This is a genomic window from Saccharomonospora sp. CUA-673, from assembly GCF_001942305.1.
GTDB lineage: Bacteria > Actinomycetota > Actinomycetes > Mycobacteriales > Pseudonocardiaceae > Prauserella.
The window spans coordinates 1-15,332 of record NZ_MKKE01000009.1 but is presented as its reverse complement, the minus strand read 5'-3'; the positions used below and the strand labels follow the sequence as shown (position 1 = coordinate 15,332).

Genomic DNA, 15,332 nt, shown 5'->3' with positions numbered 1-15,332 from the left:
TCCACGCTAAGTACTTCCCCGCGAAACGTTTATCGTCCGACACTTCTACGCCGCATGCGATACCGGACCGGCCGCGAAACCGATCGGGGAAACACTCCGCACGAAAAGCGGCCGTAACTCCCAACAGGGGCGGCACCCCCGGTGGGAGTGCCGCCCCTGTGGTGTTTCTGCGTGGAGGCGTCAGTGCGCGTGGCCGTGGCCCGCGTCCTCGTCCTCCTCCTCGGGCTTGTCCACCACGGAGCTCTCCGTGGTGAGCACGAGGCGGGTGATGGACGCGGCGTTGGCGACGGCGGAACGCGTCACCTTCACCGGGTCGACCACGCCGGCCGCGAGCAGGTCGGTGATCTCACCGGTCGCGGCGTTGAGGCCCTGGCCCCACTCCTGCTCCTTGACCTTGGACACGAGCACCGCGGCCTCCTGGCCGGCGTTGCTGGCGATCCAGAACAGCGGAGCGGTCAGCGCCTCGCGGACGATCTTGACGCCCGTGGCCTCGTCGCCGGTGAGTCCGAGGTTGCCCTCGAGCTCCTTCGACGCGTGGGCCAGTGCGGAACCACCGCCGGGCACGATGCCCTCCTCGACGGCCGCCTTGGTGGATGCCACGGCGTCCTCGATGCGGTGCTTGCGCTCGTTGAGCTCGGTCTCCGTGGCCGCACCGACCTTGATGACCGCGACGCCGCCGCCGAGCTTCGCGAGCCGCTCCTGGAGCTTCTCGCGATCCCAGTCGGAGTCGGTCGTCTCGATCTCCTTGCGGATCCGGGCGATCCGCGCGTCGATGTCGCCGGAGGTGCCCGCGCCGTCGACGATCGTCGTGACGTCCTTGGTGACCTCGATGCGCCGGGCCTGGCCCAGCACCTCGACGCCGACCTCGGACAGCTTCAGACCGACCTCGCCGGCCACGACGGTGCCGCCCGTGACGACCGCGAGGTCGTCCAGGAACGCCTTGCGACGGTCACCGAAGAACGGAGCCTTCACGGCCACCGCGCTGATCGTCTTGCGCAGCGAGTTGACCACGAGGGTGGACAGCGCCTCGCCCTCGACGTCCTCGGCGATGATCAGCAGCGGCTTCTTGGCCTCGGCGACCTTCTCCAGCAACGGCAGCAGGTCGTTGATCGACGAGATCTTGTCCCGGTGCAGCAGCACGTAGGCGTTCTCGAGGATCGCCCGCTGCTCCTCCGGGTTCGTCGCGAAGTGTGCCGACAGGAAGCCCTTGTCGAACTGCACACCCTCGGTGATGTCGAGCTCGGTGGCCATCGTGGAGGACTCCTCCACGGTGATCACGCCGTCCTCGCCGATCTTCTCGACGGCCTCGCCGAGCAGGGCGCCGATGTTGGCGTCCCGCGAGGTGACCGTGCCGACCTGGGCGATGTTGTCGCGGCCCTTGACCGGCGTCGCCTTGCTCTTGAGGAGCTCGACGACGTGGTCGGCGGCCTTCTCGATGCCCGCACCGAGCGCGGCCGGGTTGGCCCCGGCGGCGACGTTGCGCAGGCCGACGCTGACCAGCGCCTGGGCCAGCACGGTCGCCGTGGTGGTGCCGTCGCCGGCGACGTCGTTGGTCTTGGTCGCGACGCTCTTGGCGAGCTGGGCGCCCAGGTTCTCGAACGGATCGTCGATCTCGACGTCCCGTGCGACGGTGACGCCGTCGAGCGTGACCGTCGGGCCGCCGAACTGCTTGTCGAGGACGACGTGACGACCGCTCGGGCCGAGCGTCACCTTGACGGCGTTGGCCAGCCTGTCGACCCCGCGCTCGAGTGCGCGGCGAGCGTCCTCGTTGAAGTGAATCTGCTTAGGCATTGAGGAACCTCTCTCCATACGCGCGAAACGCCCCGACCCCCGGCTTCATGCGGGGCCCGGGGCGCTGCGCATACGCGGGTCGTCTCAGTTGACGACGGCCAGCACGTCGCGGGCGGACAGGATCAAGTACTCCTCGCCGTTGTACGTGACCTCGGTGCCGCCGTACTTGGAGTAGATGACGACGTCACCCTCGTTCACGTCCACGGGGACGCGGTTGCCCTTCTCGTCGACACGGCCCGGGCCCACGGCCAGAACCTTGCCCTCCTGGGGCTTTTCCTTAGCGGTGTCGGGGATGACGAGACCGGAAGCCGTCGTCTCCTCGGCCTCGCTCCTCTGGACAACAATCTTGTCCTCGAGCGGTTTGATGTTCACGCTCACCGGGTTGACCTCCACGGGTCGAAGAAAGCGTTGGCAGGTACCTATTGAGTACGGCGCCTACCACCCCGCCGTCGCGGGTGCCGGGGCGTGTTGGGTGCCGTGTAATTAGCACTCTAGCCATGGGAGTGCTAGCCGCGCAACCAGGGGTATCCGCCCTGGTCACCTCGCTGCGCACGGAACCGACCGGGCGGGCTGTACGGTGGGCGGGCATGAGGACCGAGCGCGCCCGGAAGGCCGCCGAACGGTACGACTCCCGCATCGCCGAGGCGGGCGACGGCGCCCGGATCGCCTACGTGCGTCCCGCGCCGTCGAACGGCACCCCGGTCGTGCTGTTACCGGGAGGGCCGGGACTCGCGTCGGTGTTCCTGTACCACCGACTGCGCAAACACGCCGTCGTCCGCGGGCTCGACGTGCTCATGATGGAACACCGCGGCGTCGGCCTGTCCCGCATGCACCGCGACGACAGGGAACTGACGGTTCCGGAGGTGACGGTCGAAGCGGCGGCCGACGACCTCGCCGCGGTGCTCGACCGGGAGGGAGTCGAACGCGCCGTCGTCTACGGCACGTCATACGGCTCCTACCTGGCCCAGGTCTTCGGGGTGCGGCACCCCGGCCGGGTCGCGGGGATGGTCCTCGACTCCCCCGTACTCTCGGCCGCCGACCGCGACACGGTCCGGGAGTACCGGCGGGAACTGTTGTTGCACGGCCGTGGGCGCCTGCCCGCCCTGGTGCGCGAGGTCCTCGCGGCGGGCGCACCCGATGGGCACGGTGCCGCCGGGGTCGGGGGCGTCGTGCAGGTCGTCCACGAGTTCGCGGGCCCGGAGACGCTCGAACGGCTCCTCGAAGCGCGGCTCCGCGGACGGGCCGGGCGTACGTGGCAGTGGATCGCGTCGCTCGGCGCGGGCGAACGCGAGGGCCGGAACCAGCCGTTCGTCGCCGAGTTCGACCTGGTCGCGGGCATCACGCACGGCACGCTCGGGTTCGGTGCGAACCCGGACGGCCTGCCGCTCGATCCTCAGCAGGCGTTCGCGGCGGCCGCCGCCCACCCGGACGCGCCGCCCTTCCGGGGCGATCCGGTCGATCTGCCCGCCGCGTTGCCGACGTTCACGTGGCCGACGGCGGTCGTCTCCGGCGCGCGCGATCTGCGCACCCCGCGGCCGATCGCCGAACGCGCCGTGTCGTTGCTTTCTCGCGCCACCCTCGTCGACCTGCCCAGCAACGGGCACAGCGCGATGGACACCCACCAGCTCGCCGCGCTCCACGTCGCCCACCATGTCCGGAACGGCGATCTCGACGGCCTGCTCCGGCGTTCTCACCGCATCGACGCCCTGCCCCGCCGGGGCCCGTCCGGCATGCTCGGCCCGGCGATTCGCGCCGCCGTCCGGCTCGGGCTCTGAACCCGGCATCCCTCGCCCGTGATCGGCCTTGGCGGGCTGTATCGGGTTCGGGACGCGAGGCGGTGTTCACCGTAGGAACTCGGCGGCGAGGTCGGCGAGCATTCCGGCGCGAACAGGACGAGGAATCCGCCCGCGATCGCCGTCAACCACGGCAGGGCGCGGTCCATCCTCGCCAACGCCCGGCGCGAGCCGAGTACGACGGCGACGAACACGTCCCAGGCGAGCACGACCGTCACCATCCACGCGCCGTACGCCACCAACGCCGGCGCCGGCGCGGCCGCGACGGCAGCGGCGAGACTGACGTAGAACAGCGCGTTCTTCGGGTTCAGCAACCCCGACGCGAGTCCGAGGCCGACGGCGCGCCACCACACACGCCCGTCGGCCGCCGCGGCCCCGGCGCGTGCACCGTCGCCGAGGTCGATCCGCACCTTCGACCGCACGAACACCACCCCGACGAACACCAGGAACGCCCCGCCCGCCGCCTGGACGGCTCCGAGCAGCACGGGATGCGACAGCAGTGCCACGCCGGAGAACGCGGCGGCGATGAGAATTCCGTTGGCGCCCGCGATCCCCAGGCACACGGCGACGGCCCGGCGCCGGCCGGTCACCAGCGCGGTGCGGGCGATCAGGACGAAGTCGACCCCGGGAATCAGCAGGGCGAGGAAATGCGCGGCGGCGACCGCGGCGAACTGCTCCATGTCTCCTCACGTGACACTCGGCGGCGTTGGGACGCGCCGAGCATGCGGAGCGCTCAGGCCGTGGGTCTTGTACGTTCGTGCGCCCGCCCGCGGTAGACGCCGGGTGACGCGGCGACGTGCGCGCGGAACACCCGGTGGAAGTGGCTCTGATCGGTGAAGCCGAGGGCCTGCGCGGTGTCGGCGATCGGCCTGCCCGCGCGCAGCAGATTGCGGGCGCGCACGATGCGGGCGTTCTGCCGCCAGGCCAGCGGGCTCAGCCCGGTCGCGCGGCGCACCGCGCGGACGAGCTCTCCGCGGCTCAACCCGACCAGCCGGGCGAGTTCGTCGAGCGGCGGGTTCGTCTCGTCACCGCGGAGGCGTTCCAGCACGGGCCGCAGGCGGGCGCGCAGGGCGGCGTCGGTGCCGTCGGGCACGACGTGATCCGGCGCGGCCGCCGCCACGGCACGCAGGACCGGGGCGAGGTGGACGTCCGGATCGGTGTCGGGGTCGGTGTCGGTCGCGGGGTCGAGGGTGAGGATCGCGTCGCAGGCCTCGCTGATGCGGCGGTGCAGGTCGGGGCGCCGCAGCACCCGGACCTCGTTCATCAAGGCACGGCTCGACGGGTCGTCGCGGTCCAGCAGGGACGCCGCCCACGTCTCGTCGAGGTGCACCATCTGGTACCGCCAACGTCCGGCGTCGGGGTTGCAGGCGTGGACGTGCCCGGCGGGGATGACGACGACGTCGCCCGGCAGGAGGCGGACCGTGCCGCCGGGCGGGCCGCGGAACACGGACGTGCCCTCGTCGATGAGCCCGATCGACACCGTGTCGTGGCTGTGCGGCCGGTAGCAGGAGTTCTCCGTGCAGCTACGCCGAATCTCGAGCTGCGGCCACGCGCCGGCCCGCCGGAACTCACCCGTCACGACACCTCCTCACACAGAGCGAAGGGAACATTAGTCGCATCAGGCGCAGCCGCGCGTCAGCGCGTCGTTGGGGGGCGGTGGTCGGGCGACGGGTGGGCGCGACCATGGGGCCCTCGGGAGCTTCCTCAGAGGAGGACGGTGTTGACGGGGAGGCCGGGGGTGGCCGAGAGGTCGAGGGTGCTGGGTTTGTGGCCGGCCGCCACGACGTGGGCGCCGAGGGCGGCGATCATCGCGCCGTTGTCGGTGCACAGTCGGGGACGCGGGATGCGCAGCTCGATGCCGGCCTCGGCGCAGCGCTCGCGCGCCAGGCTCGAGAGCCGCGAGTTGGCCGCCACGCCGCCGGACACGACGAGCGTGCCGATGCCGGCCTCGGTCGCGGCGCGCACGGCCTTCGCGGTCAGCACGTCGGCCACGGCCTCCTGGAACGACGCGGCGACGTCGGCCACCGGCACCGTCTCGCCCCGCGCCTGCGCCCCCTCGACCCACCGCGCGACCGCGGTTTTCAGGCCGGAGAACGAGAAGTCGAACTTGGCGTCCCGCGGGCCGGTCATGCCGCGCGGGAACGCGATGGCCGCCGGGTCGCCGTCGGCGGCGGCCTTGTCGATCGGCGGTCCGCCCGGGTACGGCAGGTCCAGCAGCCGGGCGACCTTGTCGTAGGCCTCCCCCGCCGCGTCGTCCACAGTGGAGCCGATCTCGGTGATGTCGCCCGCGAGGTCGTCGACCCGCAGCAGTTGCGTGTGCCCGCCGGACACGAGCAGCGCCAGGCACGGTGTCGGCAACGGGCCGTGCTGCAACGTGTCCACGGCGATGTGGCCGACCAGGTGGTTGACGCCGTACAGCGGGACGTCGAGGGCCGCCGCGTACGCCTTCGCCGCCGACACCCCCACCAGCAGTGCGCCCGCGAGGCCGGGCCCGGCCGTCACGGCGATGGCGTCCACATCGGACATCGACAGCCCGGCGGCCTCGAACGCGCGCCGCGTGGTCGGCACCATCGCCTCGAGGTGCGCCCGGCTGGCGATCTCGGGCACGACGCCGCCGAAGCGCGCGTGCTGGTCGACACTGGAGGCGACCTCGTCGGCCAGCAGCTCCACGGTGCCGTCGTCGTGGGCGGCGACCAGGCCGACGCCCGTCTCGTCGCACGAGCTCTCGATCCCCATGATGATCTTCGACATCAGTGGGTGTCCTCCTGTGACCGGGTGGCCGCGGCGGGGCGGCCCATCGTGTGGGCGTCGGCGCCGGAGGCTGGTAGTAGCCCTTGCGGACGCCGAGGTGCTCGAATCCGTGCGCGCGGTACAGCGCGATGGCGGGGTCGTTGCCGACCCGCACCTCGAGGAACACCGGCGCGGCCAGCGCGTCGGCCTTGGCCAGCAGCGCGCGCAGCAGCGCCCTGCCGATGCCGCGTCCCTGGTGCTGCGGGTGCACGCCGATGGTGTGCAGGCTGGTCTCCCGATCGCCGCGTTTGCCCATGATCGCCAGACCCGCGTAGCCGATCACCTCGCCGTCCTCGACCGCCACGAGGTAGTAGCCGCCCAGGTCGAGCTCGCCGTGGAACGCGGCGGGCGGCCACGGGGACTCCTCGGCGAACAGCAGTTGCTCGATCGCGACGCAGGTCCGCACGTGCCGGCGACGCATCGGTTCGAGGGCCACGGTCGTCGGCAGGCCCTCGACGGCGGTCACGTCGTCACCCGCTTCCGCGCCGACGGTTCGGCCGCGTCGGGCCTGCGCAGGTACAGCGGGGTCAACGGGCCGGGTTCGCGCCCGCGCGGATCTCGTCCACGGCGGCCCGGACCAGGCCGAGAGGGCTGGGCTGGGCGTGGTCCACGAGCGTCGCCCCGGCGACCTCGGGCACGTCGGCGCGCGGTCCGACGTTCGGCCCGTCGGCCCGCTGCCCGCGCTCGTCGTAGGTCGCCCAGTACACCTCGCGCCTGCGCGCGTCGGTGACGACCACCGCAGGCCCGTCGACGTCGGTGGCGAGCGCGTCGAGCGTGCACACCGGGTAGGCGGGCACGCCGAGGCTGTGCGCCAGCGCGGCGCCGGTGACCAGGCCGGCGCGCAGGCCGGTGTACGGCCCGGGCCCCGTGCCGACGACGACGGCGGCCACGTCGGCCAGCGTCACGCCGGCGTCGGCCACGGCGTCGAGCACGTGCGGCGTCAGCAGCTCGCCGTGCGCCCGCGGGTCGACGGTCACGCGCGCGGCCACCTGCTCGGGCTCGGCGCCGTCGACCAGGCGCACGAGCCCGGCCGTGACCGCGGGGGTGGCGGTGTCCAGGGCGAGAATCAGCACCCTTCGAGCGTACGACGGTCCCGCCACCCGGTTGCGCCGGCTTCCGACACCGCCTTTCGCACCGGGCGCGGTTGCCCGGCTCAGTCCTCGGGTTGCTCCGCGTCCGGGTTCCAGCTGAGCAGGCGCACCTTGGCGACGGTGCGCAGGTGGCGGCGCATCGCGGTGGCGGCGCGCTTGCCGTCACCGCGACTGACGGCATCGAAGATGGCCGTGTGCTGGGTGAGCGACCGCGTGGGCCTGCCCGGTTGACGCAGGGATTCGTTGCGACTCTCGGTGATCTGATCCGCGATCGACGTCATGAAGTCGGCGAGCAGCACGCTGTGGGCGGCCTCGGTGACGGCCGCGTGGAACCGCCGGTCGCCCTCGACACCGTGCCCGCCGTCGGCGATCTCGTGCCGCATGTGGTCCAGTGCCGCGGCGATGGCGTCGAGGTCGGCCGTGGTCCTCCGCTCTGCGGCGAGTTCGGCGAGTTTGGTCTCGATCGCCTCGCGTGCGTCGAGCACGTCGGGCAACCGTTTGCGCCGTTCGACAAGCCGCTCGACAGGTTCGGCGTCGAGCGTGTCGGCGACCAGATAGGTGCCGCCACCGTGGCGCGCCTCGACGAGCCCCTGCACCTGGAGCACGACGATCGCCTGCTTGATCGACGTCCTGCTCACGCCGAGTCGCTGGGCCAGTTCGCGTTCGGCGGGCAACTTGTCGCCCGCACCGAGCCCGGCACCGGTGACGTACTCCCGCAACCGGTCGAGCACCTGCTCGTACAGCCGAGGACGGGCCATCGGCCGCAGTGCGTCGGACACGGCGATCCCTTCACGTTCACTCTGACCTGCGCTTCCACCGGCAAGGCTAACAGCAGACCGACTCCGCAAAGTGGTCCATCCACTCATCCAATCCGGTCTTGACATCGCGGCACAGTCGGCCGCAAAGTGGTCCAGCCACTGGTCCTGTGGACCACTGGTCGGCCGGGGTGTTCATCGGCGAGCACCCACGACTGCGAGCCCAACGACGGGAGATCCGCATGTCCGCCGAACTCGTCTCCATCCTCGTCCTGGCCGTGGTGTTCGTGATCGCCACGACGAGATCGATCAACATGGGCGCACTCGCGTTCGCCGCCGCGTTCGGTGTCGGCACCCTCGCCGCCGGCATGGATGCCGACGCGATCTTCGCCGGCTTTCCCGGCGACCTGTTCGTCGTGCTCGTCGGCGTCACCTACCTGTTCGCGATCGCCCGCGCCAACGGCACGACCGACTGGCTGGTGCACGCGTCGATCCGCCTGGTCGGCGGGCGTCTCGCACTGATCCCGTGGGTGATGTTCGGCGTCACCGGTGTGCTCACCGCCATCGGCGCCGTGAGCCCAGCAGCCGTCGCGATCGTCGCCCCGATCGCTCTGAACTTCGCCCGCAAGTACGGCATCAGCCCCCTGCTCATGGGGGCCATGGTCGTCCACGGTGGACAAGCAGGCGGGTTCTCGCCGATCAGCATCTACGGCACGATCGTCAACGGGATCGTCGCGCGCGAGGGCCTGCCGGGCAACGAGATCGTCCTGTTCCTGGCCAGCGTGATCGTCAACCTCGCCATCGCGGCCATCGTGTTCGTCGTCTGCGGTGGGCTCAAGCTGTCGCGCTCGGCCGACCGGGCACTCGCCATGGCCGGCGCGGCGACACACGCGGCGGAGACGGCGGAGACGGCGGAGACCGGAACCCTGGCGACAGCCCCACGGACGCCGACACCGGCACCCCGGCGCTGCGGCTCACCCCGGCCAGGATCACCACGCTCGTCGGCCTGGTCGCCCTGGTCACCGGCGCACTGGTCGCGGAACTCGACGTCGGCCTTTCCGCGATCACTCTCGCCGTGCTGTTGTCGATCGTGTGGCCGGCGACGAGCAGGAAGGCCATCGAGCACATCACCTGGCCGACGGTGCTGCTGATCTGCGGCATGCTCACCTACGTCGGCGTCCTTGAGGAGATGGGCACCATCGGATACGCGGGCGACGCGGTGTCCGGCGTCGGCGCTCCCCTCGTCGCAGCCCTGTTGATCTGCTACATCGGGGCGATCGTGTCCGCGTTCGCGTCGTCGGTCGGCATCATGGGCGCGTTGATCCCGCTGGCCGTCCCGTTCCTGGCCGAAGGCACCATCGGCCCGATCGGCATGATCGCCGCGCTCGCGGTGGCCTCGACGGTCGTCGATGTGAGCCCGTTCTCCACGAACGGCGCGCTCGTACTCGCCAACGCCGAGGGAGCCGACCGGGACCGCTTCTTCCGACAACTCATGATCTACGGCGGGATCGTCGTCGCCGTGGCACCGCTGGCCTGTTGGCTGATCCTCGTCGTGCCGGGTTTCGGATGAGCCGCCCGTGTCGGAGAGTGGATCAACGCCGGCAGCGCCATCGTCGTCGGACGTCGGATCGAAGGAGATCGCATGACCCAGCCCCTGTTTCCCGCCCTGGCGCGCCCAGCGACGACGTCGCCGTGCGGTTCGGTGACCGGACACTGACCTACCGGGAGCTCGTCGACGTCGCGGGCGCGACGGCCCGGCGCCTCGGCGACGCGCGCAGGGTGGCCGTGTGGGCGACGCCGACGCTCGAGTCGGCGGTCGCCGTCGTCGGCGCGCTGACGGCCGGGGTCGCCGCGGTGCCGGTCAACCCGAAGATCGGCGAGCGGGAACTGGCGCACATCGTCTCCGACAGCCGCCCCGACGCGGTGCTCGCCGACCCCGGCGCGACGCTGCCCGCGGGCCTGGCCGACGTGCCCCGCATCGACGTCCACACCCAGCCGGCCACCGAATCCGCGCCCACCTTCGGCGAACCGGATCCCGAATCGCCCGCGATGATCGTCTACACGTCCGGCACGACGGGGGCGCCCAAGGGCGTCGTCCTGCCGCGCCGGGCGATCGCGGCCACCATGGACGCCCTCACCGACGCGTGGCGGTGGACGGCGGCCGACACGGTCGTGCACGGATTGCCGTTGTTCCACGTGCACGGGCTGATCCTCGGCATCCTCGGACCGCTGCGGCAGGGCGGCACGGCCTGGCACCTCGGCACGTTCACCCTCGACGGCCTCACCGGCGCGCTCGCCCACGGCGGCACGATGATGTTCGGCGTCCCGACGATGTACCACCGCATCGCCGAGGAGCTCGACAACCGGCCCGACCTGGCCGATGCGCTGCGCGGCGCGCGGCTGCTGGTGTCCGGGTCGGCGGCCCTGCCGGTGCACGACCAGGAACGCATCCGCGCGGCGACCGGACAACGCGTCATCGAGCGGTACGGCATGTCCGAGACGCTGATGAACACGAGCGTGCGCGCCGACGGCGAGCGGAAGGCGGGCACCGTCGGCGTTCCCCTCGCCGGGGTCGCGTTGCGGCTGGTCGACGAGTCCGACGCGCCCGTCGAGGAGTGGGACGGCGAGACGGTCGGCGAGATCCAGGTCCACGGGCCCAACCTGTTCACCGAGTACCTCAACCGTCCCGACGCGACCGCGGAGGCCTTCGACGGCCCGTGGTTCCGCACCGGGGACATGGCGGTGCGCGACGCCGACGGTTACGTGAAGATCGTGGGGCGCAAGGGAACCGACATCATCAAGTCCGGCGGCTACAAGATCGGCGCGGGCGAGATCGAGAACGCGCTCCTCGAACACCCCGAGGTCGCCGAGGTCGCGGTGACGGGCGAACCCGACGACGATCTCGGCGAGCGCATCGTCGCGTGGGTCGTCCCCGCGGGCGGGCGGCCCGACGAGTCGGCGCTCGTCGACCACGTCGCCCGGTTGCTCACCCCGCACAAGCGGCCCCGCGTGGTGCGGTATCTCGATGCGTTGCCGCGCAACGACATGGGCAAGGTCCTGAAGCGGTCGTTGCATGCCTGAGTCCGCCCGTGCGCTGCTGCGCTCCCTCACGTCGACGTTCACCGAGCTGTCGGGCGCCGATGTCGCCGACCCCGACATCGAGCATTCCGATGTGGACGGTCCGATCGGGTGGTCCGGGTACGACGCCGCCCGCCGCCGGGCGGCCGAACGCACCGGTGAGGACGAGTCCGTGCTCTGCGGCGTCGGCACCGTGCCCGGTCCCGGCGGCGCCACCGACGCGATGCTCATCGCGTTCGAGTTCGGCTTCCTCGGCGGCTCGATCGGCGAACGCACCGGCCTCCGCATCGAACGCGCCTTCGCGCGGGCACGTGAGCTGCGGCTGCCCGTCGTGTCGCTCATCGCGACGGGCGGCAGTCGCATGCAGGAGGGCATGCGGGCGTTGACGCAGTTGCAACGCATCGCGCGGGCGTCCGCGGCGACCCGCGACGCCGGACTGCCGCGGATCGCCGTGTTGTGCGACCCGGCGACCGGCGGTGGTTGGGCCACGCTCGGCGCGGGAGCCGACGTCACGCTCGCGGTCGCCGGGGCCCAGGTCGGCTTCGCCGGCGCGCGGGTGCGGCCCGACGGCGGTCCCGACGACGCCGCGGCCTACACCGCCGAGGGCCAGCTGCGCACCGGGCACGTCGACCAGGTCGTCGACCCCGCCGACCTGCCGCGGGCACTCGGCCGTTGGCTACGGCTGGTGACCACGCCGGCCGGTCCGGTCGATCCGCCGCGTCCGCTCGGGGCGACGACGCCGCCGCGGTCGGGTTGGGACGCCGTGCAGGCGGCGCGCGCCGAGACCCGACCGCGCGCGGAGTCCTATGTGGATGCCGAGTTCGCGTGGCGGGAGGACATCGGCGGCGACCGCTGCGGCGGTGTCGATCCCGGCGTGCTGTGCGGTTTCGGCCACCGCGACGGGGTGACGACCGCCTACGCCGCCCAGTGCGGAACGCCCACCACGCCGGCCGGTTTCCGCACCGCGGCGCGGTTGGTGCGGCTGGCCTCGCGGCTGGACATCCCGGTGCTGACGCTCGTCGACACGCCCGGCGCCGCCAACGACGCCGACGCCGAACGGGCCGGCGTCGGACCGGCGATCGCGGAGCTGTTCGACGCCATCGCCTCGGCATCGGTGCCCGTGACGACCCTCGTGATCGGCGAGGGTGGATCCGGTGGGGCACTGGCGTTCGCGGCGAGCGAACGTATGTGGATCACCGCCGACGCCTACTTCTCGGTGACCTCCCCCGAGGCCGCCGCGCAGATCCTCAAACGCGACGCCGGCGACGTCCCCGCCACGGCCGATCAGCTCCGCCTACGCCCGCAGGACGTCGTCGACCTCGGCATCGCCCGCGGCATCGTGCGCTGACCCCGTACCCGAAATGCCGACACGGCGACGCAGAACGCTGACACGCCCGCGTGGGGTGCTGACACGGCGACGTGGGGTGCTGACACGCGGGGTTACGTGAGGTGGGAGGCCCTGTCGGTCCAGGTGCCGGCGGGTTCGAGGGTGACGGTGCGGGTGTCGTCGGCGTGGCGGTCGATGCGGACCACCAGGCGGTCCTCGGTGAGGGGTTCGGCGAGGCCCTCGCCCCATTCCACGACCACGGCGGACGACTCCAGCTCGGCGTCGAGGTCCAGATCGTCCAGTTCGGACAGATCGCCGCCGAGCCGGTAGGCGTCGACGTGCACCAGCGGCGTGCCGCCGTCGGCGCCCGCCGCGTGCACGCGGGCCAGCACGAACGTCGGCGAGCTGACCCGGCCCTGCACGCCCATGCCGTCGGCGATGCCGCGCGTCATGGTCGTCTTGCCCGCGCCGAGCGGGCCGGCCAGCAACACGAGATCGCCCGGCCGCAGGGCGCGGCCGAGCCTGCGGCCGAACTCGATCGCCTCGTCGGCCGTCGTCAGCTCGATGCTCATCGGCGCCACCACCTCGCGCGCTTCGCCCGGTCCAGCAGCGTCGCCGGATCCACCTTGCGAGAACCGGGGCGCGGCCCCGATCCCTGACGTTTCACCGTCCTGCCGTCGGCGCACGAGCGCACCAGTTCGAGCACGGCGGCGTTGACCTCGTCGGGCCGTTCGAGTTGCACCATGTGCCCGGCCTCGGGCAGCCGCAGCACCGTGGCGTCCGGCAGCCCGTCGGCGATCCGCTCGGTGTGCGCGTACGGCGTGATGCGGTCGGCGTCGCCGCCGACGACGAGCGTGTGCACGTGGGCGAGGCCGGCGAGCGCGGCGTACCGGTCGTGGGTGCCGAAGGTGTCGGCGAAGCTCGCCAACTGCCGCACCGTCGACACCCCGAGCATCTCCTGCATGAACGACACGACCTCGGAGGGAACGTCGTTCTTGCCGAACGCGAGCCTACGCACCGCGGTGCGAGCCAGCTGTCCGCTCGCCGCGCGGACGAACTCCACGATGCCCGGCTGCCAGCCGGCGAGTTCGCCGACGCCGCGGGTGATCGGATTCCGGCGCGACAGCAACGATTTCGGCAGACCCTGGCTGCCGACCTCGCCGGCCGCCGTGGCGAGCAGGCCGACGCCGCGCACCTGCGAGGCGAACAGCTCGGGCGCTGTTGCGCGAGTTCCATCAGCACCATGCCGCCCATCGAGTGTCCGATGAGGACGAGCGGCTCCTCCGGCGCGACGGTGCGGATGACCGAGTGCAGGTCCGCGGCGAGCTGCTCGATGGTGCACGTCGCCTCGTCGGCGGCCGCCGACCGGCCGTGCCCGCGGTGGTCGTAGTACACCTGCCGCACGGCGGGGTCGGCCAGCTCGGTCAGCGCCTGCCGTTGGAAGTGCCAGCTGCGGCGCGAGAGCGCGAAACCGTGCACCCCGAGCACGGTGAGCGCGGGTTCGCCGCCCGCCGCGGGAACCTCCTCCACCGACAGCGGCGTGCCGTCGTCGACGGCGACCGTCGACACGCGGCCGTCGTCGAACTCGCCGAGGCGAACCGCGGCGTCGTCGGATCCGCTCGTCACTCCCGACCACCCGTGTACACGCGTTGCACGCGAGGACGGTACATGCCGGTGACGATCTCGTAGTCGATCGTGCCGATCTTGTCGGCCCATTCGCGTGCGGTGGGCCCGCCACCTGCACCGGTGCCGAACAACACGACCTCGGTCCCCACGGCCGGTTCGCCGGCAGTGTCCGAACCAGCAGGCTCCGGCCCGCAGTCGACGACGAGCTGGTCCATGCACACGCGCCCGCGCACGGGCCGCCTGCGCCCGTCGAGCCACACGTCCATGCGTCCGGACAAGGTGCGCGGCACGCCGTCGGCGTAGCGACGGGCACGAGCGCGAGCGTGGTGTCCTCGCTCGCCGTCCACGTCAGTCCGTAGGACACCGACTCCCCCGCCGCGATGCGCTTGGTGAGCACGACCTGCGAGCTGAACGTCATCGCCGGCGTCAGATTCTCCTGTTGCGGCACGGGGTTGAGGCCGTAGATCGCGATCCCGGGGCGCACGAGGTCGAAGTGCAGATCGGGCCGGGTGAGCGTGGCGGCCGAGTTCGCCAGGTGTCGCAACGGGTTCAGCCCGGCCTCGCGCGCGAGCGCGTACGCGTCGGCGAACCGCTCGGCCTGCCGGTCGATCGACGGGTCGCCGACCTCGTCGGCGGCGGCCAGGTGCGACCAGATGGCCACGACGTCGACGTCCGGTTCGGCGGCGGCCGTCTTCACGAGCGCGGGCCACTGTTCGGCGGGGCAGCCGTTGCGCGAGAGCCCGGTGTCGATCTTGAGGTGCACGCGGGCCCGCCGCCCGGTCCGCGCGGCGGCGCCGGCGACGCGGGCGAGTTCGGCGGCCGAGCTGACCGACACGTCGATGTCGGCCTCCAGCGCGGGCGCGAAATCGGTGTCGGGCGTGTCGAGCCAGCTGAACAGCGGGACGTCGATCCCGGCGGCGCGCAGGTCGAGCGCCTCGGCCAGCGAGTACCGCGCGAGCCACGTGGCGCCCCGCGCAGCGCGGCCTGGCGACCGGCACGGCGCCGTGGCCGTAGCCGTCGGCCTTGACGATCGCCATCGTCTCGGCGCCGATTCGCGCCGGCGCCGCAGCGGCGACGTTAC

The 15,332-nt window shown here is 72.2% G+C and carries 9 protein-coding genes and 7 pseudogenes; 4 read left to right on the top strand and 12 right to left on the bottom strand.

All coding sequences use genetic code 11. From position 1 onward, the window contains the following. Nucleotides 1-180 precede the first annotated feature (180 nt). Nucleotides 181-1,791, bottom strand: a complete 1,611-nt coding sequence (gene groL, locus BJF85_RS05235; protein ID WP_075846005.1) for a chaperonin GroEL — start codon at nt 1,789-1,791, stop codon at nt 181-183. Between the two features lie 84 nt (nt 1,792-1,875). Further along, a complete protein-coding gene (groES, locus tag BJF85_RS05230; RefSeq protein ID WP_075846047.1) occupies nt 1,876-2,169 on the bottom strand; it encodes a co-chaperone GroES in 294 nt (97 codons plus the stop codon). Nucleotides 2,170-2,378: 209 nt separating this feature from the next. Between groES and BJF85_RS05225 the strand changes: the two genes are divergently transcribed. After that, entirely contained in the window at nt 2,379-3,566 is a 1,188-nt protein-coding gene (locus BJF85_RS05225; RefSeq protein ID WP_075846004.1) for an alpha/beta fold hydrolase, read from the top strand. On the opposite strand, the gene BJF85_RS05220 is transcribed toward BJF85_RS05225, so the two are convergent. The 6 genes and pseudogenes from BJF85_RS05220 to BJF85_RS05195 form a co-directional block, all read right to left on the bottom strand. After that, nucleotides 3,482-4,264: a LysE family translocator gene (locus BJF85_RS05220; RefSeq protein WP_083665952.1), complete on the bottom strand. Its 783-nt coding sequence runs from the start codon at nt 4,262-4,264 to the stop codon at nt 3,482-3,484. The genes BJF85_RS05225 and BJF85_RS05220 overlap by 85 nt on opposite strands. 53 nt (nt 4,265-4,317) lie before the next feature. Then, the gene (locus BJF85_RS05215) at nt 4,318-5,163 is read right to left on the bottom strand and encodes an AraC family transcriptional regulator (RefSeq protein ID WP_075846003.1); all 846 of its coding nucleotides are present in this window, start codon (nt 5,161-5,163) and stop codon (nt 4,318-4,320) included. A gap of 125 nt (nt 5,164-5,288) precedes the next feature. After that, nucleotides 5,289-6,335 carry a tRNA (adenosine(37)-N6)-threonylcarbamoyltransferase complex transferase subunit TsaD gene (tsaD, locus tag BJF85_RS05210; RefSeq protein ID WP_075846002.1) on the bottom strand — a complete coding sequence of 349 codons (1,047 nt, stop codon included), beginning with the start codon at nt 6,333-6,335 and terminating at the stop codon, nt 5,289-5,291. Beyond that, nucleotides 6,335-6,795: pseudogene (gene rimI, locus BJF85_RS05205) on the bottom strand (ribosomal protein S18-alanine N-acetyltransferase). Before rimI ends, tsaD begins: the two are co-directional and overlap by 1 nt. Nucleotides 6,796-6,836: 41 nt before the next feature. After that, nucleotides 6,837-7,447: pseudogene (tsaB, locus tag BJF85_RS05200) on the bottom strand (tRNA (adenosine(37)-N6)-threonylcarbamoyltransferase complex dimerization subunit type 1 TsaB). A gap of 80 nt (nt 7,448-7,527) precedes the next feature. Further along, nucleotides 7,528-8,244 (bottom strand): FadR/GntR family transcriptional regulator, encoded by a 717-nt coding sequence (locus BJF85_RS05195; protein WP_255375402.1) that lies wholly within the window; start codon nt 8,242-8,244, stop codon nt 7,528-7,530. A 218-nt stretch (nt 8,245-8,462) separates the two neighbouring features. Here BJF85_RS05195 and BJF85_RS31100 point away from each other — a divergent pair. From BJF85_RS31100 to BJF85_RS05180, 3 genes and pseudogenes are all read left to right on the top strand, one after another. Next, a pseudogene (locus BJF85_RS31100) lies at nt 8,463-9,790 on the top strand (SLC13 family permease). Between the two features lie 72 nt (nt 9,791-9,862). Beyond that, nucleotides 9,863-11,301 (top strand): annotated as a pseudogene (locus tag BJF85_RS05185) (acyl-CoA synthetase). Next, nucleotides 11,294-12,646, top strand: coding sequence for a carboxyl transferase domain-containing protein (locus tag BJF85_RS05180; RefSeq protein ID WP_075846001.1), 1,353 nt, complete (start codon nt 11,294-11,296; stop codon nt 12,644-12,646). Before BJF85_RS05185 ends, BJF85_RS05180 begins: the two are co-directional and overlap by 8 nt. A 92-nt stretch (nt 12,647-12,738) precedes the next feature. Here the strand turns inward: BJF85_RS05180 and tsaE are convergent, their stop codons facing one another. The 4 genes and pseudogenes from tsaE to alr form a co-directional block, all read right to left on the bottom strand. Next, on the bottom strand, nt 12,739-13,197 hold the full coding sequence (gene tsaE, locus BJF85_RS05175; protein WP_139320474.1) for a tRNA (adenosine(37)-N6)-threonylcarbamoyltransferase complex ATPase subunit type 1 TsaE: 459 nt from the start codon (nt 13,195-13,197) through the stop codon (nt 12,739-12,741). Further along, a pseudogene (locus BJF85_RS31095) lies at nt 13,194-13,655 on the bottom strand (alpha/beta fold hydrolase); the annotation flags it as partial. The pseudogene BJF85_RS31095 and the gene tsaE, both read right to left, overlap by 4 nt. A gap of 89 nt (nt 13,656-13,744) precedes the next feature. After that, nucleotides 13,745-14,341: pseudogene (locus BJF85_RS31090) on the bottom strand (alpha/beta hydrolase); the annotation flags it as partial. Then, nucleotides 14,248-15,332: pseudogene (alr, locus tag BJF85_RS05160) on the bottom strand (alanine racemase); the annotation flags it as partial. The pseudogenes BJF85_RS31090 and alr, both read right to left, overlap by 94 nt.

Excerpts from the sequence above, each read along its gene's own strand:
- tsaE (WP_139320474.1), bottom strand. The coding sequence starts at position 13,197 with ATGAGCATCGAGCTGACGACGGCCGACGAGGCGATCGAGTTCGGCCGC.
- tsaD (WP_075846002.1), bottom strand. The coding sequence starts at position 6,335 with ATGTCGAAGATCATCATGGGGATCGAGAGCTCGTGCGACGAGACGGGC.
- BJF85_RS05180 (WP_075846001.1), top strand. The coding sequence starts at position 11,294 with ATGCCTGAGTCCGCCCGTGCGCTGCTGCGCTCCCTCACGTCGACGTTC.
- BJF85_RS05225 (WP_075846004.1), top strand. The coding sequence starts at position 2,379 with ATGAGGACCGAGCGCGCCCGGAAGGCCGCCGAACGGTACGACTCCCGC.
- BJF85_RS05220 (WP_083665952.1), bottom strand. The coding sequence starts at position 4,264 with ATGGAGCAGTTCGCCGCGGTCGCCGCCGCGCATTTCCTCGCCCTGCTG.
- groL (WP_075846005.1), bottom strand. The coding sequence starts at position 1,791 with ATGCCTAAGCAGATTCACTTCAACGAGGACGCTCGCCGCGCACTCGAG.